Source organism: Sphingobacterium multivorum (assembly GCF_900457465.1).
Lineage (GTDB): Bacteria > Bacteroidota > Bacteroidia > Sphingobacteriales > Sphingobacteriaceae > Sphingobacterium > Sphingobacterium multivorum.
The window spans coordinates 62,656-83,287 of record NZ_UAUU01000008.1; the positions used below are offsets into that span (position 1 = coordinate 62,656).

Annotated in this window: 18 protein-coding genes and 2 pseudogenes; 13 read left to right on the forward strand and 7 right to left on the reverse strand. The window is 41.6% G+C overall.

Annotated elements, in window-relative coordinates; genetic code table 11:
* Positions 1-66 precede the first annotated feature (66 nt).
* The 5 genes from DTA23_RS08725 (at position 67) to DTA23_RS08740 (ending at position 4,949) form a co-directional block, all read left to right on the forward strand.
* Positions 67-825, forward strand: a complete 759-nt coding sequence (locus DTA23_RS08725) for a prolipoprotein diacylglyceryl transferase (protein ID WP_112374452.1) — start codon at positions 67-69, stop codon at positions 823-825.
* Between the two features lie 5 nt (positions 826-830).
* Positions 831-1,070 carry a hypothetical protein gene (locus DTA23_RS08730; protein ID WP_046675824.1) on the forward strand — a complete coding sequence of 80 codons (240 nt, stop codon included), beginning with the start codon at positions 831-833 and terminating at the stop codon, positions 1,068-1,070.
* 11 nt (positions 1,071-1,081) lie between these two features.
* Positions 1,082-1,897 (forward strand): radical SAM protein, encoded by an 816-nt coding sequence (locus tag DTA23_RS28775; protein WP_256603171.1) that lies wholly within the window; start codon positions 1,082-1,084, stop codon positions 1,895-1,897.
* A gap of 57 nt (positions 1,898-1,954) precedes the next feature.
* Positions 1,955-2,485 carry a hypothetical protein gene (locus DTA23_RS28780; protein WP_256603175.1) on the forward strand — a complete coding sequence of 177 codons (531 nt, stop codon included), beginning with the start codon at positions 1,955-1,957 and terminating at the stop codon, positions 2,483-2,485.
* A 64-nt stretch (positions 2,486-2,549) separates the two neighbouring features.
* Complete coding sequence (locus DTA23_RS08740) at positions 2,550-4,949, forward strand: mechanosensitive ion channel family protein (protein WP_239468704.1); 2,400 nt, start codon at positions 2,550-2,552, stop codon at positions 4,947-4,949.
* A 54-nt stretch (positions 4,950-5,003) separates the two neighbouring features.
* Here DTA23_RS08740 and DTA23_RS08745 read toward each other — a convergent pair whose 3' ends face one another.
* On the reverse strand, positions 5,004-5,834 hold the full coding sequence (locus DTA23_RS08745; RefSeq protein ID WP_172462362.1) for a helix-turn-helix domain-containing protein: 831 nt from the start codon (positions 5,832-5,834) through the stop codon (positions 5,004-5,006).
* A gap of 108 nt (positions 5,835-5,942) precedes the next feature.
* Between DTA23_RS08745 and DTA23_RS08750 the strand changes: the two genes are divergently transcribed.
* Both DTA23_RS08750 and DTA23_RS08755 read left to right on the forward strand, forming a co-directional pair.
* Positions 5,943-6,857, forward strand: coding sequence for an AEC family transporter (locus DTA23_RS08750; RefSeq protein ID WP_112374454.1), 915 nt, complete (start codon positions 5,943-5,945; stop codon positions 6,855-6,857).
* 242 nt (positions 6,858-7,099) lie between these two features.
* Positions 7,100-7,507 (forward strand): DoxX family protein, encoded by a 408-nt coding sequence (locus DTA23_RS08755; protein ID WP_317195278.1) that lies wholly within the window; start codon positions 7,100-7,102, stop codon positions 7,505-7,507.
* Positions 7,508-7,585: 78 nt separating this feature from the next.
* Here DTA23_RS08755 and purL read toward each other — a convergent pair whose 3' ends face one another.
* The 3 genes from purL to DTA23_RS31060 are packed head-to-tail and all read right to left on the reverse strand — an operon-like array spanning position 7,586 to position 11,319.
* Positions 7,586-9,631 carry a phosphoribosylformylglycinamidine synthase gene (gene purL / locus DTA23_RS31050; RefSeq protein WP_502263819.1) on the reverse strand — a complete coding sequence of 682 codons (2,046 nt, stop codon included), beginning with the start codon at positions 9,629-9,631 and terminating at the stop codon, positions 7,586-7,588.
* On the reverse strand, positions 9,615-9,944 hold the full coding sequence (locus tag DTA23_RS31055) for an AIR synthase-related protein (RefSeq protein WP_502263823.1): 330 nt from the start codon (positions 9,942-9,944) through the stop codon (positions 9,615-9,617). The genes purL and DTA23_RS31055 overlap by 17 nt, the downstream gene beginning before the upstream one ends.
* Positions 9,934-11,319, reverse strand: a complete 1,386-nt coding sequence (locus tag DTA23_RS31060; RefSeq protein WP_502263820.1) for a phosphoribosylformylglycinamidine synthase-related protein — start codon at positions 11,317-11,319, stop codon at positions 9,934-9,936. The genes DTA23_RS31055 and DTA23_RS31060 overlap by 11 nt, the downstream gene beginning before the upstream one ends.
* 192 nt (positions 11,320-11,511) lie before the next feature.
* Here DTA23_RS31060 and DTA23_RS26910 point away from each other — a divergent pair, with 192 nt between their 5' ends.
* The 5 genes and pseudogenes from DTA23_RS26910 to rny all read left to right on the forward strand — a co-directional run bounded on the left by DTA23_RS26910 (position 11,512) and on the right by rny (position 17,023).
* Complete coding sequence (locus tag DTA23_RS26910; RefSeq protein ID WP_146753039.1) at positions 11,512-11,823, forward strand: hypothetical protein; 312 nt, start codon at positions 11,512-11,514, stop codon at positions 11,821-11,823.
* Positions 11,824-12,032: 209 nt separating this feature from the next.
* A pseudogene (gene pheT / locus DTA23_RS08770) lies at positions 12,033-14,430 on the forward strand (phenylalanine--tRNA ligase subunit beta).
* Positions 14,431-14,470: 40 nt separating this feature from the next.
* Positions 14,471-14,776, forward strand: a complete 306-nt coding sequence (locus tag DTA23_RS08775; RefSeq protein ID WP_046675830.1) for a hypothetical protein — start codon at positions 14,471-14,473, stop codon at positions 14,774-14,776.
* A 55-nt stretch (positions 14,777-14,831) separates the two neighbouring features.
* Positions 14,832-15,122, forward strand: a complete 291-nt coding sequence (locus tag DTA23_RS08780; RefSeq protein WP_112374456.1) for a cell division protein ZapA — start codon at positions 14,832-14,834, stop codon at positions 15,120-15,122.
* Between the two features lie 348 nt (positions 15,123-15,470).
* Positions 15,471-17,023 (forward strand): annotated as a pseudogene (gene rny / locus DTA23_RS08785) (ribonuclease Y).
* 335 nt (positions 17,024-17,358) lie between these two features.
* Here the strand turns inward: rny and DTA23_RS08790 are convergent.
* Positions 17,359-18,009 (reverse strand): HAD-IA family hydrolase, encoded by a 651-nt coding sequence (locus DTA23_RS08790; RefSeq protein WP_112374457.1) that lies wholly within the window; start codon positions 18,007-18,009, stop codon positions 17,359-17,361.
* Positions 18,010-18,150: 141 nt separating this feature from the next.
* Between DTA23_RS08790 and DTA23_RS08795 the strand changes: the two genes are divergently transcribed.
* Positions 18,151-18,678 (forward strand): DUF962 domain-containing protein, encoded by a 528-nt coding sequence (locus DTA23_RS08795; RefSeq protein WP_046675834.1) that lies wholly within the window; start codon positions 18,151-18,153, stop codon positions 18,676-18,678.
* 179 nt (positions 18,679-18,857) lie between these two features.
* Here the strand turns inward: DTA23_RS08795 and DTA23_RS08800 are convergent, their stop codons facing one another.
* Positions 18,858-20,183, reverse strand: coding sequence for an ABC transporter permease (locus DTA23_RS08800; RefSeq protein WP_112374458.1), 1,326 nt, complete (start codon positions 20,181-20,183; stop codon positions 18,858-18,860).
* Positions 20,176-20,586, reverse strand: coding sequence for an ATP-binding protein DrrA1-3 family domain-containing protein (locus tag DTA23_RS28785; protein WP_256603178.1), 411 nt, complete (start codon positions 20,584-20,586; stop codon positions 20,176-20,178). Before DTA23_RS28785 ends, DTA23_RS08800 begins: the two co-directional genes overlap by 8 nt.
* Positions 20,587-20,632 lie beyond the last annotated feature (46 nt).

A 20,632-nucleotide genomic window follows, 5' to 3' on the forward strand; every position in this document is an offset into this window, starting at 1 on the left:
GCGTCCTGTCTGCTTGGTGAGCAATTTTGTTTATCATTTTGTTGATCGTCTTTCGTATACTTGTTTATGCTTGTGCTAATTGAATTTCCGGTTACGATAGATTTGTTTGGAAAAACATTTCTCTTACATCCTTTTATGGAAGGGTTGGGGATGTTTATAGGGATGCGTTATTACCAACTGCTCAAGTGGAAGGATGAGGAAAGTTTAGGGCATACCAATTCACTTCTTATTGTTATTGCTGCCGGCTTAGGCGCTTTAATCGGCTCGCATATTATCGGTTCCCTCGAGCGTCCGGCTGAGTTGCTCAATGCGACACAGAAATTGACCTACATCTGGGTGAATAATACGATAATCGGTGGTTTGGCAGGAGGTTTGGTTGCTGTAGAAGGGATGAAAAAGATCATGGGTAAAAAAGAAAGTACCGGGGATCGGATGGTCTTTCCTTTAATTACCGCAATTGTCATTGGCAGGATAGGATGTTTTTACACGGGTGTATTCGAGCAGACCTACGGTTTACCCACTACCTCTCCATTGGGGATGTACTTGGGCGATGCCTACAAACGGCATCCAGTTGCGCTGTATGAAATCGCATTTTTGCTGCTTTTATTTGTAATGCTCCAACTTTTTAAACGACGATACAATTATCGAAATGGTGTGTTGTTTCAGCTTTTTATGCTTAGTTATTTTAGTTTTCGTTTCCTTTTGGACTTTATTAAGCCACGGGCAATTATACTTTTGGGGCTAAGTACCATACAAATTACCTGCATCGTGGTGATAATTTATTATATTTATTTATTAAAAAATGAACGTTTAATCAAAAAATAGGAATCATGTATTTGCTTGAAGGATCATTTGGATCGGAAAGTACCGCGATGTTGGGACTTTTTCTTCTTACTATAGGTGCTATTGTGATTGGCATCGCACTTTTGGTTATTATTATCGGCTCGATTATTAAAGCAGGTAATAAGGAGTCGAAGTTTAATGTCAATCCCTGGCTTAAAGTATTGTTGGGCGGAATTGGAGCAATGCTGGCAGGAGGGCTTGCCTGCGGACTTACCTTTATGAACTAGAAATCAGAACGATGCCAGTAAGAAACTATACGTACTACGATTATACCATTAGCCTATGTCCAACATGCCTTTCGCGTGTGGGTGCCAAGATTATTATCGAGGATGAACAGGTATTTATGACCAAAAACTGTCCCGATCATGGTTTTTTCAAAACGCTGATTGCGACGGATGTTGACTATTATAAGAACATTCGGAATTATAATAAAGCCTCCGAAACACCGTTGAAATTTGACAACGAAGTACATTATGGCTGCCCATACGATTGCGGTTTATGTGTAGATCACGAGCAGCATAGCTGCTTGTCCATTGTTGAGGTGACCGACCGTTGTAATTTGACCTGCCCAACTTGTTACGCCATGTCGTCGCCCCACTACGGACGACATCGCTCGCTGGAAGAGATTGAACAGATGTTTGACAAAATCGTCGAAAGTGAGGGTGAACCAGATGTGGTTCAGATCAGCGGTGGAGAGCCAACCATACACCCTGATTTTTTTAAGATTTTAGACATTGCGAAGACAAAACCTATTAAGCATCTCATGCTCAATACGAATGGTATCCGAATTGCCAATGATCCTGGTTTTGCTGAGCAACTCGCCACCTATGCGCCTGAATTTGAAATCTATCTCCAGTTTGATTCTTTTCGCCCATCCGTGCTCGAAAAGTTTCGGGGCAAAGATCTCACGGATGTCCGAAAAAAGGCCATTGACAAATTAAATGCGCTCAATCTGAGTACAACATTGGTTGTGGTCTTAGAAAAGGGAACAATGATGATGAAATTGGTAAAATCTTGGAGTACGCTTTACAACAGCGATGTGTACGCGGGGTAACTTTTCAACCGGTGGAAAATTGCCGGGCGAAATGCGACCGATGCACAGCAGCATAAAATGACACTGACCGAGGTGCGTCAGGAAATTCTGAATCAATATTCCCTATTGGATCCACATGATATTATTCCTGTTCCTTGTAATCCTGATGCGTTGGCGATGGGTTATATCCTGAAGATAGGCGATGAGCGGATACCCTTGACCCGGCATATTGATCCGGCTATTTTATTAAATAACCAATCGCGCAATACCATTGTCTATGAACAGGACAAAGGTGTTCAGATGCAATTGCTGGATATATTTAGTACCGGAATTTCGGTGGATAAGGTAAAGCCAAAAGTAAACCAGTTACTTTGCTGTTTGCCAGAAGTGTGCGCACCTGATCTTGATTACGACAATCTTTTCCGCATTATCATTATGAATTTTATGGATGCCTACGATTTTGATGTTCGTGCTGTTAAGAAATCTTGTGTCCACATCGTCAATAAAGACTTGAAGTTGATTCCTTTTGAGACGATGAATTTATTTTATCGTGATGATAAAATAAAACGGCTGGAAGAACTAAAACTCTCCGATGCTATTCGATTTTAACAGGAGATAAGTTATTTTTGTCGGAGAAAAACCTTTGGTCCTTTCTTTGCAATTTGTAGTTTCCATGGCATTTGACTACCTATTGCCAGGAAAGAAAATCAACAAAATTAGAAGTATGAAATTGGGCATTGTCAAGCATTTTATTTTTGTCTTAAGTCTCTTGACTTTTCAGCTGCACGGATTTGCACAGGACTCCGTTCAGGTTCGGAAGAATCAGATAGGCGATCGCACGGCGAACCATAGCAGCCTAAGTAGACGGTCGAATGTGGATTCGACACGCGTTAGAAATGACTCACTGCGGAATGAGCTACGAAATGATCTGCGCAAAGTAAATCTAAACTTTTTATCCAATATTCGTACGGCTTCCATGGCCGAGCTTATCGCGCAGCTGAATGAAAAATCCAATGGCTACTTGACAACGAATGCTGGATCGGCTAAAGATAGTATTGCTTTAATAAAAAATAGTATCCATGAAGAAATCAGCCAGCTGAAGTCTATTAAAGGCAGTATCAGCAATTATTCCAATAGCCTCAATGTGACAGCAGATCAGATCAAAACGCTGATCAACCGCTATGATATCAGTGCCAATAATCACAGTAGAGCGTATCAATATCTCGACAATGCGCAGCTTAAACTAGCTGCAAAACAAGATTCGCTGGAGGCGATCAATCGGACGATTGATGAACTTATAGCTAAAAATCAACGTCATCTGATTCGGATCGAAACCGTTCACGAAATGAAAAGCGGAAACAAAAAAGCCGATTCCGTGACCGCTAAAAGTTCGATATGGAAAGCCAATACGGCAGCCATCTCTAAAGATGTGATCTTAAATAATATCCGGAGTAATTACAGTAACAATAAGTCGATAGACAAATATGTGAATCGGACAGATTGGGCGAGCCGTATCCTGTTAATTGTACTGGGATTGGGGTATTGCTACTGGATTGTACGGGTGTCTTATATCCTTCAGCAAAATCATCCTGAACATAAACTTGCGATTGATTCGATCGTTGGGAAAACCATTATTTTTCTCCTGACACTGTTGCCTTTTGTAAACTTCTTTACACCAAGTTTCATTTTGCAGGCTTCCCAATTGGTCATCATGTTAATCTTCATGTTTTTGCTCAGGCATCGCATGAGTGGATTGCAGCGTAAAATTGCCATTATCCTTATTGTATTCTATATCCTGGATGTATTTGTCAATATGATCGTAAGCGATGACCTGTTTTTACGTATCGTTTGTATTGCCTTCAATTTGATTGCTTTAGGATTGGTCAGTTATACGAAACGGCGTATAAAGAATGCGGATAGTCCGGGTTATATCAGTAATTTTATTTATGTGATTTTTGCTATACTCAACGTGACGGCAATTACGCTGAATATTATCGGGCATGTGGAGCATTCACGTAGTTTTAGTATTGCCTGTGCTGTGGGGCTGGTGCAGTCTTTTACACTGCAGTATTTTTCGGATATGATTAAGGCGGATGTCCGCAATCAGTTTAAAAAAGATCGGCTGACTTCCGGTTTTTGGATGCGTTTCAACGAGCAGCGCACCTTGGCTATCATCACCGAAATTCTGCGTATTGTCTGTGTGCTTTTGGCGATCATTGTCCTGGCAAATAACTTACAGTTTATTGAAAGTTTATTGGCATTGAGCGAAACATTCTTCGGAAAAGTACGCAGCATCGGCAGCATCTCTTTTACCTTAGGAAATCTTGGTGTAGCGGTTTTACTGCTGTTGGTGGCCAATTGGTTTCAGAAAAATATTAGTTTGATCGTTCTTGGTGGTGAAGACGGTCAGCTCAGCCAGGTCTATAATCAGAAGATGACCTTATTTCCGCTCTTTCGCTTGGCCATTATTCTGATCGGTTTCTTTATGGCCATCTCGGCCCTGGGTATGAGTTTGGACAAACTTACGGTCGTGATTGGCGCATTGAGTGTTGGTATCGGACTCGGCATGCAGAATATTATCAATAATTTTGTCTCGGGCATAATTTTGGTTTTTGATAAGCCGTTTCGCGTTGGTGATCAAATTGAGCTTGCCGACAAAAAAGGGCGCGTCAAGGAAATCGGTATACGCGCCAGTGTTTTAAAAACAGGTGATGGTGCAGATGTCATTATTCCAAATGGTGATTTGCTGTCGGGAAGGGTTGTCAATTGGACCTTATCCCAAGAATACAGCAAGACAAGTTTTGTTCTCCATATCGATCGGAAAGCAGATTTGGACCAAGCCAAACAATGGATCAAAGACGCGATGGAAAGCAGTGACCATTTTATCAAGGATAGAGATAGCGGAATCAGTATACAGGACATCAGTGCTGAGATGATTTACCTGAGTGTTTCCGGCTGGGTAAATTTTGCTGCCAATGCTTCTGCCTTTAAAAATGATGTATTACTTGTATTGTATAAGAAGTTTGAAGCTGAGGGCTTGAAGTTTTATAGCGTCATTCCACCCAAGATTTAGCCCATTCAATTGCAATTTTTCCGCGTATACAGGGTGTATTATCTGGAAAGCCTACTATTTAGTCCGCTGAGTTCGATAATGTAAAGGACTAAATCCCCTGGCGCGTTTGTAGAAATGGGAAAGATGGCTCTCGTCGGTAAATCCGAGTTCTGCAGCAATTTGTTTCAAGGTATAATCTTTGGATTTAAGTCTGTTCTCGATGAGTTCGATCCGGTAGGTATTGATATACGCTCTTAAACTGCTGCCGAAGTTCTTCTTAAAGTAGGTCCCAAAATAGGATGGGGCAATATTGAATTTCTGAGCCAGTAGGCTGACCTGAAGTTGTTCGGGCGAAAAAATATGCTGATGAATGTAAGCCGAAATCGATCGGTCAACATATAGTTCATGCTGCTGGGGTAAACGTTGCGTCTCTGCTATTTCTTTGAAGAGCCCAAAGATCGCGACGAGTTGGTCAAATAGCCAGTCCGAATGCTCGCTGACTGTGGTATGACTATACAGTCGGACCGCTTCCAGGATATGAGTGTAAATCAGGCGATAATGCTCGTCCATATCCAATTTGCGTTCCTTTAATCCCCTGTCATTCATCAGCTCCATAATCCAGGCATAGCGCTTTTGATTGCGTTTATTCTGCAGGAAGTAGGTATCTGTAAATAAAATAAACAGAAAATGTGTCTTTTCTTCAATGTTAAAATAATGCTTGTCTGCCGGACTAATTAAGAATACATCACCACGTTCATAGTTCAGTTCAAATCTGTTGATCACATGGGTTCCTTTGCCTGAACGAATATAAACAAGCTCATAATAATTCTGTTCATGTGGAGGTAAATGAAAGCTATCCTCAATAAATTCACTGATCCGCAAAGGCTCAAACTGTTTTTTGCGCATTATTCTCCTGATTATATATCCGTAAATGTACATAAAAATAATGTATTTGTACATGTTATTGCCTGCTGTACTATTGCACCTTTGTGTCGTATAAAATGGTAATAAAACATGGTCAATTTTATAATGATTGCATTTTGCATCGCGGCAGGGATGCTGTTAAAGCGAACAAATTTAATTCATTCCGAAGCACATAAAGGGATCAATACCTGGATTCTTTATTTTGCCCTTCCAGCGGTGTCTTTCAAATATATTCCGAAGATTGTATGGTCATCGCAATTACTGTTTCCGGTGTTTTCGGCAATCCTCGTTTGGGCAGGTAGTTGGTTATTTATGGAAATGTACTGTAGGCGTAAAAACTATAAACAGCGTTCGCGCAGTAGTTTGGAATTGGCCGCTGGTTATAGCAATACGTCCTTTATTGGCTTTCCATTGATCATCGCCTATTTTGGCGAAGCCCAGTTGCCGATTGCGATTATTTGCGACCAAACCACATTTATTCTACTTTCTACAGCTGGACTTATCAATGCACTGCGAGCGAATGCCCAAGATGGCGAGGCGATCGATGTCAAATTTATGCTTCGAAAGTTAGTCAGCTTTCCACCCCTGATCGGTTGTATAACAGCCTTAATGCTGTCGCAATTGGTTGATCTTTCAGTTGCCGAGCCTTTTTTTGATAAGCTGGTGGCGACCGTTGGACCCTTGGCCTTATTTTCTATTGGTTTACAGTTGAAGTTTGACGGTTGGCGACAACAGATTTCGCAGATCAGTACAGCGATGAGTTATAAATTGATTCTTGCCCCAGCATTGGTATTACTGTTTGCTTTACTACTTGGTGTAAAGGGCGCTGTTGCGCGGATCAGTATATTCGAAGCGGCTATGCCAACCTTGGTAACCTCAGGGATCATTGCCGAGCAATACCATCTGAATACCAAATTGGTCAATCTGGTGATCGGTTTTAGTATCGTTGTGGGGCTGCTGACAACCGCGTTTTGGGATTTTGTTATTCGATTTTTTTTCTCCTAATTTATGGTTGCATTGATTGATTGATTGATTGATTGATTGATTGATTGATTGATTGATTGATTGATTGATTTTGGAAACAGCGTGAGGCCTCATTTGCCAACGATTGGTTTTAGCAGAAGTGTTGCGTAGGAGTGGGCTGTCTTCACTTCGTAACATTTTGATAGTGAATCATCTCATACAAACAACTTTTTTACTGTTCAATTGTTATTAGGCTATAACCATCTATAAAAAGGAGGTATGTTATGAACCTGATACACAAAATTGAGCATTGGGGCGATGCACATCACCCACAATGGATCGATTACCTAAGAATAGCCTTAGGGATCGTTATTTTTGCCAAAGGTGTAAGTTTCGTAAATGATAGGGATGTTGTTCAACACATGATTGAGCAAAGTGGTTTCCACTTATCATCGTGGGGTGCGTTTCACTATGTGGTTTTTACCCATTTGGTAGGCGGGCTGTTCCTTATCTTAGGTTTTCAAACCCGTTTAGCCTCATTACTATTATTTCCGGTATTGGTAGGGGCTGTATTTTTTGTTAATATCACCCACGGGTTTAGTTATTTGAATTCCGAATTGTGGCTTTCTATAGTCGTATTCTTTTTGCTGATCTTTTTTTTATGGTCATGGGCTCTGGAAAATACTCCCTAGATCAAATGATGAACAAACCAGGATACAAAAGGGATATCTAAAAAAAACTCCTTCATACATGAAGGAGTTTTTCTTTTTTTATTTGCCTTGCTCGTCAATCCATTGACGTGCATTAACGAATGCTTCAATCCAAGGAGAAACTTCGTCCTGACGACCTTTTGGATAATTTGCCCAATGCCATTGGAACACCGAACGCTCAATATGTGGCATCGTAGCCAAGTGGCGTCCAGTCTTATCGCAGACCATTGCTGTATTATAGTCCGAACCATTTGGGTTATGCGGATATTGCTCATAAGCATATTTTGCCACGATATTGTATTGCTCTTCCGCATACGGAAGGTTGAATTTTCCTTCTCCGTGTGAAATCCAAACCCCTAAGGTACTTCCCGCTAGTGTCGATAACATGACCGAATTGTTTTCCTGAACTTTTACAGACACAAAGTTTGACTCGTGTTTCCCTGAAGTATTGTGTAGCATTTTTCCATGGATTTCATGCTCAGGATTGATCATTTCAAGTTCCATAAATAACTGACATCCATTACAGATACCAACCGAAAGTGTATCCGGACGAGCAAAGAAGTCGTTTAAGGCTTTTTTCGCTTTTTCATTGTAAAGGAAAGCACCGGCCCAACCTTTTGCCGAACCCAATACATCTGAGTTCGAGAAGCCTCCGACGGCACCGATAAATTGGATGTCTTCCAATGTCTCACGACCAGTGATCAAATCGGTCATGTGAACATCTTTCACATCAAAGCCTGCCAAGAACATGGCATTTGCCATTTCGCGTTCGGAGTTGGAACCTTTCTCACGAAGGATTGCCGCTTTCGGACGTGCTTTAGTTTCGTCGATTTTTGGTTTCTTACCATCAAATTGACTTGGGAAAGTAAAGGCTAGGGGTTGGTGTTTATAATTATCAAAACGTTGTTGTGCAGTTCCATTTTTAGATTGCTTGGAATCCAAAAGGAAGGATGTCGTAAACCATACATCACGTGTTGCTGTTACATCAAAGCTGAATACCGCTTCTTGATTTTTAATCGTCACTGTATTACCTTCGATCACCTGACCAATTTTAACCGCGTTTACACCGGCATCTTTCACGATTGCTTCGAAAGCAGCGTCGTCTTTTGCTTGAAGGACAATTGCGATATTCTCATTAAAGAAGGCTTTTACGCTATCCGATTCATGTAATGCCGAAAGGTCATAATTGGCACCAAGATTAACATCGGCAAAGGTCATTTCCAATAAGGTGGTAATCAAGCCACCCGATCCGACGTCGTGACCAGCTTCGATCTGTCCTTCTTGAATTAATTGCTGTACGGTATTGAATGCTGTTTTAAAGTAAGCAGCATCTTGAATGGTCGGTACTTCAGTACCTAATTTATTGATGATTTGTGCAAATGACGAACCGCCTAATTTGAACTGATCTTTTGATAAGTTGATGTAATAGATCGATCCGGCTGTTTTGTTTAGCACAGGTTCAACCACTTTGGTGATATCAGTACAGTTTCCTGCGGCAGAAATGATCAATGTGCCAGGGGCAATGACGTTTTCGCCGTTTGGATATTTTTGCTTCATCGACAAAGAATCTTTTCCCGTGGGGATATTGATTCCCAATGCAATGGCAAAATCCGAGCATGCTTTAACAGCTTGGTATAAGCGGGCATCTTCACCCTCATTATTGGCTGCCCACATCCAGTTGGCCGATAGGGAGATTCCTGCAAGACCATTTTTGATTGGGGCAAATACGATGTTGGAAAGCGATTCCGCAATAGCCGTTCTGCTTGCCGCAGCCGGATCCACTAAGGCAGCCACAGGGGAGTGACCTATTGTTGTCGCAATACCTTCTTTACCTTTATAATCCAATGCCATGACACCGACGTTATTCAACGGCAATTGCAATGGACCCGCACATTGTTGTTTGGCAACACGGCCACCAACACAACGGTCTACTTTATTGGTTAACCAATCTTTGGAAGCAACCGCTTCCAGTTGTAATACTTGGTTTAAGTAGCTTGGAATATTAGCTGCATCATAAGCAAGATCAGCGTAGTTGCGAACTACGGTTTTATCGCGCATGAAAGTTTTTGGCGATGAGCCAAAGAAATCTTCAAGGGCATAATCCATTGGTTTTTTCACCCGTACTTTTTGATTCGAAAGTAAAGCGGTGGTCGCCAGTGACATCACCTACGGTGTACATTGGTGCACGTTCGCGATCGGCAACACGTTTTAAGGTGTCAATATCATCTTCGGCGATGACAAGTCCCATACGTTCTTGCGATTCATTACCGATAATTTCTTTTGCGGATAGTGTAGGATCGCCTACAGGAAGTGCATCCAGGTCAATCAAGCCGCCGGTCTCTTCAACAAGTTCAGATAAACAGTTTAAGTGGCCACCTGCACCATGATCGTGGATAGAGACAATAGGGTTATGAATCAGACTCTACTAAGCCACGAACAGCATTCGCTGCACGTTTTTGCATTTCGGGATTGGAACGTTGAATGGCATTAAGCTCAATTCCAGAACCAAATGCCCCTGTATCTGCAGAAGATACAGCAGCGCCACCCATGCCGATTCGGTAATTTTCTCCACCTAGGATAACAACTTTATCGCCAGTTTTCGGCGTATGTTTTTTCGCTTGATCCAGTTTTCCATAACCAACACCACCCGCTTGCATAATGACTTTGTCGTAACCAAGTTTACGGCCATCCTCTTCATGTTCGAAGGTCAATACAGAACCTGTAATTAAGGGCTGACCAAACTTATTACCGAAGTCAGAAGCACCATTGGAAGCTTTAATCAGGATGTCAACCGGGGTCTGGTACAACCATTGACGCTCTTGCATCGCATTTTCCCATGGCCGCGTTTTGTTGAGTTCCTTTGCCGGTTCAGTAACTGTTCCTGCCTGAAGGTCCAATTTATTTTGTTCCAATCGCGAATAAGCAGTCATGTATACGGCAGTACCCGCCAATGGAATCGCTCCTTGGCCACCGGCCATACGGTCGCGGATTTCACCACCTGACCCAGTTGCAGCACCCGAAAATGGTTCTACAGTAGTCGGGAAATTGTGTGTTTCAGCTTTTACGGATAAAACCGAATCAAATGCTTTCTCTTCGTAAAAGTCAGGTTTGTCGGCCGATTTAGGTGCAAATTGTGTGACACGTGGACCTTTGACAAAGGCAACGTTATCTTTATAAGCAGAAACAATCTCGTTCGGATTGGTTTCAGAAGTCTTTTTAATTAATTTAAAGAGGGAAGTGGGTTGCTCTTCGCCATCAATGATAAAGGTACCATTGAAAATCTTGTGTCTACAGTGTTCAGAATTCGCTTGCGAAAAAGCGAATACTTCCGAGTCTGTAAGCAGACGACCCAATTTGGTCGAAAGGTTATTGAGGTAATCTACTTCTTCTGGATTTAGCGCTAGGCCCTCAGATTTGTTGTAGGCCTCGATGTCTTCAATTTCCAATATCGGTTCAGGTGTAATGTTGACGGTATACATGTCCTGTGTCAACATACTGAACTTTTGTGAAATCATTGGATCGAAGTCATTGAAATCCGCTGGTACCGGTTGAAATTCTTCTATACGAACAATTCCTGCAATTCCCATATTTTGCGTGATTTCTACTGCATTGGTACTCCAGGGAGTAACCATCGCGGCGCGGGGTCCTACAAAGTAATGGTTAAGGTTTTGGTCGTCTAGTTTTTTGGCGTTGCCGAATAGCCAGTTGAGTTTAGTAATGTCTTCTTGTGATAAAGAGTTTACGCTTTGAACACCATATACAGTGTTCGATGGGTTCTCAAAGAAATGAATCATTATAAATGTTTGTTTTGAACGTTCTTCAAATTAAAGCACAAAGTTACATATTATTTTTATGGAAATGACTGGATTTTTGATTAAAAAATAGGTCTTTAAGATTGGACATAAAAAGGATAAAAATTGGTACAATTTGATAAGGCTTTTTTTATGAAATTGTGTTGGGCTTGCTTATTCAAGAGCGGAGTGTATATGCCTAAAGTCCGTTTAATTCCCTTTAAATCCGCTCAAGTCCGTTCAAATCCGTACGCTATTCGGCAACGGATCGGGATTGCTTCGGGAACGGCTCGGGACAGCTTCGAGACAGCTTCGGCTGGGCTTCGACTGGGCTTCGGGAAAGATTCGGGTCCGCTTCGGCAAGGAGCCGAACAACGGCCGAACAGCAGGCGAAGCAATCCCGACCATGTTCAGGCCATGTCCCGAAGCTGCCCCGAACCAAGGCCAACGATGTGCCGACTAAAGCCCAAAGCACCTTGTCCATGCGGAAAACCTGAAAAAGCATAAGCAATAGCGCAAGAAAAACGCCCTGTGGCAAGTCGGTTTGTTCGCCGAAGCCCAACAACCCCTTAGATCATATGGTAATTTGTCATACAGCCGGTGAGGATAGGGGCTGCCAGCTATCTTCAAATTCAGGACTTCCGGCGATGATCGGCAAATTGACGTTGGATATAAACTCAAATTTATCTAAGTTTGTGCATCAAATCAGATTCGAGATGAATATTTCATATAATTGGTTAAAACAACACGTTAATATAGATTCGACACCGGAGGAACTATCGCTGATCTTAACAAATACAGGATTGGAAGTAGAAGCTTTGGACGTCGTGCAGAGTATCCCAGGTGGATTGGATGGTTTGGTTGTTGGTGAAGTGAAAACTTGTGAACAGCATCCTAATGCCGATAAATTAAGAGTAACCACTGTTGATGTCGGTGGACCGGAGTTATTGCACATTGTATGTGGTGCACCAAACTGTCGTACAGGATTGAAAGTTATTGTTGCTACAGTAGGTACTACTTGCCATCCGCTTACCGGAGAGCCTTTTAAAATTACCAAATCTAAAATTCGTGGTGAAGTTTCCGAAGGTATGTTATGTGGAGAAGATGAAATCGGTTTGGGTACATCTCATGCCGGTATCGTTGAATTACCAGCTGACGTTGCTGTGGGGACCTTAGTGAAAGATCATTTCAATATCCAGGATGATTACCGTTATGAAATTGGCTTAACACCAAACCGTGCAGATGCTGCTTCGCATTTAGGCGTTGCAAGAGATATTGCGGCACATTTTCGTACACACGTGTTAAAGGCAGATGTTTCTGCATTTAAGGCTGCTGAGGCGGAGGGAACGACAGTGATTGTTGCAGACGCTCAGGCAAGCCCACGTTATAGTGGTATCAATATTACCGGTGTTCGCGTTGGCGAATCTCCCGATTGGTTAAAAGAGAAATTAAATGTTATCGGTGTTCGTCCGATCAATAATATTGTCGATGTTACCAATTATATACTACACGATTTAGGTCAGCCACTGCATGCTTTTGATGCTGATAAAATTGCGGGAAATAAAGTCATTGTTCGTTTGGCGACTGAGGGTGAAAAATTTGTTACGCTGGATGGTGTGGAGCGTACCTTGTCTGCAGACGACTTGGTGATTGCAGATGCTGAAAAACCAATGTGTATTGCGGGTGTTTTCGGTGGAGCACATTCGGGTGTATCAGCCGAAACGACCAATGTATTTTTGGAGTCGGCCTATTTCAATGCTGTTTCTGTACGGAAGACCTCCAAAAGACATGGCTTAAAAACAGATGCCTCTTTCCGTTTCGAACGTGGTACCGATCCGAATATTACGGTTGAAGCCTTGAAGCGCGCAGCTTTATTGATTCAGGAAATTGCGGGTGGAACGATTTCATCGACGCTAAAAGATGAGTATCCCGTGGTGATTAACCCGTTTTCATTTCACGTGAGCTATGCGAATGTGGTTCGTTTGATCGGTCAGGCGATCCCAAATGAAGAAATTAAATCCATTATTGTCGCTCTTGGCATTGAAGTCGCTTCAGAAACTGAAACAGGACTTGATGTGTTGGTGCCTGCATACCGCGTTGATGTCACACGCGAGGTAGACGTTGTGGAAGAAGTGTTGCGGATTTATGGTTATAACAATATCGAGTTGAAGTCACAAATTAAGGCCTCTTTAAATACGGTTGAGAAGCCGGATAAGGAAGTTGTCTTAAATCAATTGGCTGATCTGCTCATCGCCAATGGGTTTCGTGAAATTCTGTCCAACTCCCTAACGAAGCTGGATTATGCGGATGATAGCGAAACGGCGGTCAAATTGTATAATCCATTGAGCTCGGATTTGGATACAATGCGTCAAAATATGGTTTTTTCTGTTTTGAGTGCGATTGAATATAACCAAAAACGAAGAAACTTTGACCTGAAGTTCTTCGAATTCGGTAAAACTTATGTGCTGGATGGTGAAGGCTATAAAGAAACGCAGCATCTGGCTTTTGCCATGGCAGGTAAAAATGAAGCTGAGCAATGGAACAGCAAAAAAGACGCGGTTAATTTCTATAACCTTAAAGCGGCTGTAGATACGCTTGTCAAACGCTTGAAAATTGAAGGAATTCAGATACAAGATGCTACAAGTACACATTTCGCCTATGGTTTGAACTATATGAAAGGGCAGAAATGTTTAGTTTCTTTTGGTGCAATCGCGAACGCAGATTTGAAAAAAGCAGATGTTGAAGGTCAGGTTTTCTTTGCTGATTTTGACTGGGATGTTTTGATGAAAATTATTCGTAAGAATAGCATTCAATACAAAGAAGTTTCCAAATTCCCGGCTGTGCGCAGAGATTTGTCGCTCTTGATCGATGAAAATGTGAGCTTCGATAAGCTACAATTTGTTGCTCAAAAGACCGAACGCAAGCTTTTGAAGGAGGTAAATGTGTTTGATGTGTATAAAGGTGATAAAATTCCGGAAGGGAAAAAGTCTTATGCTCTGAGCTTTATCTTGCAGGATGAAGAAAAAAACACTTACGGATAAGCAAATTGATGCGATAGTTCAAAAATTAATTGTTAATTTTGAGAAGGAACTAGGCGCGGAAGTGCGTGGTTAACGAGAGATACAACATTAATTGGTAATATTCAATTTATACTATGGCAACATTGTCTTCACAAATGAATCTGATCGTTGAGAAAACGAAAAATTTAATTCAATTGTGCGAAGTCTTGCAAGAAGAAAATGATTTGCTTAAATTAGAGGTACAATCCTTAAAAGTGGCTTTCGATGCGAGCAACGATAAGAGCAAGCAGTTGGAAGAGAAGGTCAAAGCGTTGGCAGTTGCCCGCACGTTAGATTCTGAAACGGATAAGGAAGCAATTAATGAAAAAATACTTGACACAAAACAAAAAATTAACGATTTTGTGCGGGAAATAGACAAATGTATTAGTTTGTTGAAATAGTTGGGAGAAGTGTTATCGGATTCAAACTAATACAACGTTAAAAAAGCTCAAAGAAATGGGAGAGATTTCCATAAAAATAAATATCGCAGATCGTGTTTATCCCCTTCGGGTGGAGAGCGCGGAAGAAGAAGTAATTCGACATGCTGCGAAATTGATAAATGAAAAAGTAAAGGAATTGCAGGAAAACTATACTGTGAGAGATAAGCAGGATTTGTTGTCCATGTGTGTATTGCAATTTGCGACGCGTATGCTTAATGCAGAGCGGCAGTCCCAAAACCACGAAGTGGGCTTGGAAAATTCAATACAGGAACTTGATCAGTTGTTGACGGATTTCTTTAAAAAATAAATTTACGTTCTTTATATTTAGAGCTTAAACGACGAATTTGCCGCAATTAAATTCGGGTTGTCACTATTTTAAACTTAACGCTTCAATATTACAGGCGCAAAAAGATATAGGCCATTTTGCGAAAGCCATCTGGGTCATAATCTAAGCCTAATTATGTAATCACGAAGTTTAATAATACATGAGACCTGTTTAAATTTAATTGCGGTTTTTTTTTGTCATGAAGTCTTATGAGCTTATCAGGCTCGCCACATTGGTGCATACCAAAGAAGGGGAATAGGACGATTCATGATTTTACTGGAATTTGAATATAATTAATAAAAACAAACATAATAATACAATTATACATACATGGACATCGCAATTTATAGCATAATTTCTCTGATTGTTGGTGTTGTTATAGGTCGTTATCTATTGGTTTTGTTGTTTAAAAAGCAAGAACAGGAAGCCAAGGATAAGGTAAATAGCATACTGAAAGATGCAGAGCAGGAAGGGGAACACATTAAAAAGAAACGCCTGTTAGAGGCCAAAGAAAAGTTCCTTCAATTAAAATCTGAACATGAAAAGGAAGTCAATCAACGTAACAATGCCATCAACCAGAAGGAAAATACGTTAAGACAAAAAGAGCAGTCAATTAACCAAAAATTGGAAAACATCAACCGCGACAAGCAGGACGTGGATACCAGGAAAAAGCAATTGGATAAATTGGTTGAACTGAATGAAAAGAAATCCGAGGAAGTAGAAGCGTTAAAATTGCAACAGATTAAGCAATTGGAAAGCATCGCTGGCGTAACTGCCGACGAAGCAAAAAATCAATTGGTGGATTCGTTGCGTGAAGAAGCCCGCTCACAAGCCATATTCAAATCAAAGATATTGTGGATGAGGCAAAATTGACAGCGACTAAAGAGGCGAAAAAGGTTGTTATACAGACGATTCAACGCACCGCTACGGAATCTGCAATCGAAAATACCGTTTCAATTTTCAATATTGAAAATGATGAAATTAAGGGCCGTATTATTGGTCGTGAAGGTCGTAATATTCGTGCATTGGAAGCTGCAACGGGCGTAGAGATCATCGTGGATGATACACCTGAGGCAATTATCTTATCCGGTTTCGATCCTGTACGTCGGGAAATCGCACGTTTAGCTTTACACCGTTTGGTAACCGATGGACGTATCCACCCGGCACGTATTGAGGAAGTTGTTGCAAAAACACGGACGCAAATTGAGGATGAAATTGTTGAAATCGGTGAACGTACAGCGATCGATTTGGGGATCCATGGTTTGCACCCCGAATTGATTCGTATGGTAGGGCGTATGCGTTACCGTTCATCTTACGGACAGAATCTTTTACAGCACTCGCGTGAGGTTGCTAATTTTGCAGCGACAATGGCAGCAGAACTGGGCCTGAATGTTAAACATGCGAAACGTGCTGGATTACTACACGATATTGGTAAAGTGCCTGATGACAATCCAGAGTTGCCACACGCTATTTTAGGTATGCAACTTGCAGAAAAATACAAGGAACACCCTGATGTATGTAACGCAATTGGTGCTCACCACGATGAGATCGAAATGACGGCTTTAATATCTCCGGTTGTTCAAGCTTGTGATGCGATTTCTGGTGCACGCCCGGGCGCACGCCGTGAGGTTGTAGAAAGTTATATCAAGCGCTTAAAAGAGTTGGAAGACTTGGCTTTATCGTATCCTGGGGTTGAGAAGACCTTCGCGATACAAGCTGGTCGTGAACTACGTGTCATCGTGGAGAGTGAGAAGGTCTCTGATGCGCAGTCGGAAATACTCGCTGCTGATATCTCTAACCGTATCCAAACGGAAATGACGTATCCAGGGCAAATTAAAGTAACTGTTATCCGTGAGACAAGATCGGTGTCTTACGCAAAATAGATCCTAAGGATCCATCTTAAAAAAAGCTCCAATCAAAATGATTGGAGCTTTTTTTATGGAATTCTACAGCTTTCCCTCAACAGGATGATTTCAGTTATTCAAGGTGTTTGGGTATTGACTTGAACTGTTCTCAATAAACTTGGCCTGAGTAGAATTAGCCTGAATTGACTTGTGTCTTGCCTGGTGAATGGACTTGAATTGGTGTCAATAGACTGTATTGGAATTGATCTGAATAGACCAGACTTGAATAGACTGAACTTGAATAGACTAGACTTGAATCAAGTTGACCTAAATGGACTCAACCTAAATTGTCTTTAATTTAGGATCCCTATTTTTTAATTGAAAAATTCGATCAGGTCAGGCACTGTCTGGATGAGATAGGTCGGTGACTCCTGCTCGAGTTCGGCTTGGCTACCATAGCCATACAGTACGCCAACAGCATCCATGGCAGTTTCCCTTGCGCCAATCAGATCATGTTTACGATCGCCGATCATGAGGCATTCCTGTGGATTTGTTAGTTTGGCCTTTTCCATGACATATTGGATGACGCTGGTTTTGGTCGGTCTGGAATCGTCCAAAGCGCTTCCACCCGCAAAATCAAAATAGGTATTTATTTCAAAGTGTTGTAATATTTTGTGGGCGAATATTTCGGGTTTGGAGGTCGCCAGATAGATGCTGTACCCTTTTGTTTTCAGGAGCGTTAAAAGCTCGGGTATGCGATCAAACAGGATGTTCTCGTACAGTCCTATGGCTGAAAAGCGCTCCCGATATTTTTCTACACAGGCAATTGCTTCGCTGTCCCCAAATCCAAAGGTATGTATGAAAGAATCTTTAAGGGGCGGACCGATCAAGGGTTTGAGGCTATTCAGATCGGCTGTATGGATGCCTTTGGACTCCAAGGCATAGGCAATACATTTTGTAATCCCTTCTGCAGGGTCGGTCAGGGTTCCGTCCAGATCGAATAAGATATGTTTGTAAGACTTCATGCTGCAATATTACGGAATAGAATAGGAGTAAGCGAGTTTGTTTGCCCTGAAAGCAGATAATGACCTACGGCAGACCAAAAAATAGGGAATATTATCATTTTTAAGACCTAAGGCATGCTCAATATTTGTTAAATTTGCCGAATGAAACAAAAGAAGAAAGTTCAAGAAGTCGAACCTTTACGTCCCGTAGATAAGTATTTTGCGGAGCTGGATGCTAATTTTCAGGATCCGACCAACCGCCTGATTCAGGCCATCTTTTTACCATTATTATTTTTTGGTATCATGGGCTGCATCTGGATGATTCCATTTCCACAGTTCGAATTCTTGGTCAAACTCAATTGGCATACGTTTTTGAATTGGGGCTCTTTCTTCATTGCTATTGTCATTTATTATTATTTAAAGCTGTCTGCAACCTTGTCCTATGCGATATTATTCTCGATCGGGGGTATGAGTTTCTTTATCGTGCAACTGGAATACGCACAGAAGAACGGTGGCCCGGCTGTCATCTGGGTGTGTTTGGGAATCGCATTGCTATCTATTGTCGCGCTGTTTATCGGTAAGGGAAAGGAAAAGAAGAAAATCACAGGACAACAGTTTCTGCAGTTTTTACTTGTCGGACCGATATGGCTGTGGCATTTTGTCTTTAAAAAATTGAAATTAAGATATTAATTGAGCTGTCCTTAGGAGCTGATCGCATTGCATCTGATCGCATTGCATCTGATCGCATCCTAATCGGGGGCTTAAAAGAACGGGCCAAATTGCAAGCCAATTTGGCCCCGTTCTTTTAGTTGAGCGCTGACATAGATCGGGGATATCCGACAGCCATGCGTAATTAGTTCAGTACATAACTAACTTTTGTAATTGAACCATTTGATGATTTCTTTGAGATTTGCCTTTTTTCCATAGATCAAAATCCCGACGCGGTAGATACGTGCAGCGACCCAGGTTACCAATAAGAAGGTCAGTATGAGCAAGGTCAACGAGGTCAGGATCTGCCATAGGGGTACACCAAAAGGTATGCGAACGAGCATGGCGATCGGTGAGGTGAATGGAATAAAGCTCAACCATGTTGCAATCGGTCCATTGGGATCATTGATAATGACGCCGAAAGAAAGAATATAGGTCAATAGCAAGGGCATGGTAATGGGCATGGAAAACTGATTGGCCTCTGTTTCGTTGTCGACAGCTGAGCCTGCAGCAGCGAAAATGGCACTATACAGCAGGTATCCGGCAATAAAAAACAGAAAGAAGAAGATGATGACTTCCGTGAAGTTAAAGCTTTGGATCGAAGTAAGGATAGCAGTAGAGTCATTCTGGGCCATTGCTTTTGATACGGTACTCATATTACCCGCTCCAGGTTGGCTTGCGGCGACTTCCTGCATGTCCTGCGGATTGACAAACAGTAGCGTTGCTGTTATAAATAGGCCTCCTGTAAGTACAAGCCACATGACAAACTGTGTCAGTCCAACCATACCGATTCCAACAATTTTACCCATCATGAGCTGAAAGGGCTTGACCGAGGAAATAATTACTTCGATGATACGATTGCTCTTTTCTTCGATAATACCCCGCATTACCTGGGCTCCATAGAGAAACAGGGATAGATAGACTAAGATGGCCAAAGCGACACCAAGGCCCATGGCAATGGCTGTATTGCTGTTCTTTTCTTCACCGTCGGCTGTAATTTCTTTTGCATCGATGCTGACTTTGGGCTTAATGGACTGGATAATCTGCAGGTCGATTCCCTTGGCTTTATATTCCTTTTCACGGATGATTTCTTCCAACTGTCCACTAATGATCTCCTGTATGACAAAGCTGGTCTTGCCTCCAGTAATCAGTTCGGCTCTTTCACTTGTTAAGATATCTTTTGGAATATAAAGGATCGACTTCTTTCCTTCGCTTTGTGTAAGTGCAGCTTTTTGTGCCTGAAGATCCAGTTTACTGATGGTATAACTTACATTTTTATTGCTTTGGAGTTTGCTCGCAAAGTCGCCTTGTTCATCTAAAATAAAGACTTCGGTATGTGAATCTTTAAAGCTCTTTTTTGTCAGATAAAACATGCCTGCATACAATGCAAAAAAGAACAAGGGCACGGCAAAAGTCATGACAATAAAAGATTTTTTCTTGACACGGGATAGGTATTCCCGTTGAATGATAAGTAGTATTTTATGCATGATCTTGAGATAGGGGTGAGACTTGTGTAACTTTTTGAATGAAAATATCCGCCATAGAGGGAACGATTTCGATCAACTGGTTGAGCTGTATTTGGGGTAAGAAACGCATTAAGACATTATTGATATGAATATTGTTATTTAGCTGAATTGTAGTGTTGTATGTTTTGTCGTGCTTTGTGGACGTGATGACCTTAAATAGGCTGTCTTCGGATAGAAGAAAATTATCTTCATTGGCTGTATATTCCAATCGATAGGTTTGATTTCGGTATTCTTTTTTAATCGCCTGTACGGAACCATCGAGTATTTTCTTGGATCGGTTGATGAGGGCGATATTATCGCAAATTTCTTCCACAGTCTCCATACGGTGTGTGGAGAATATAATGGTCGCCCCCTCTTGATTCAATCGGAGAATCTGTTCTTTTATGATATTGGCATTGACGGGATCAAAT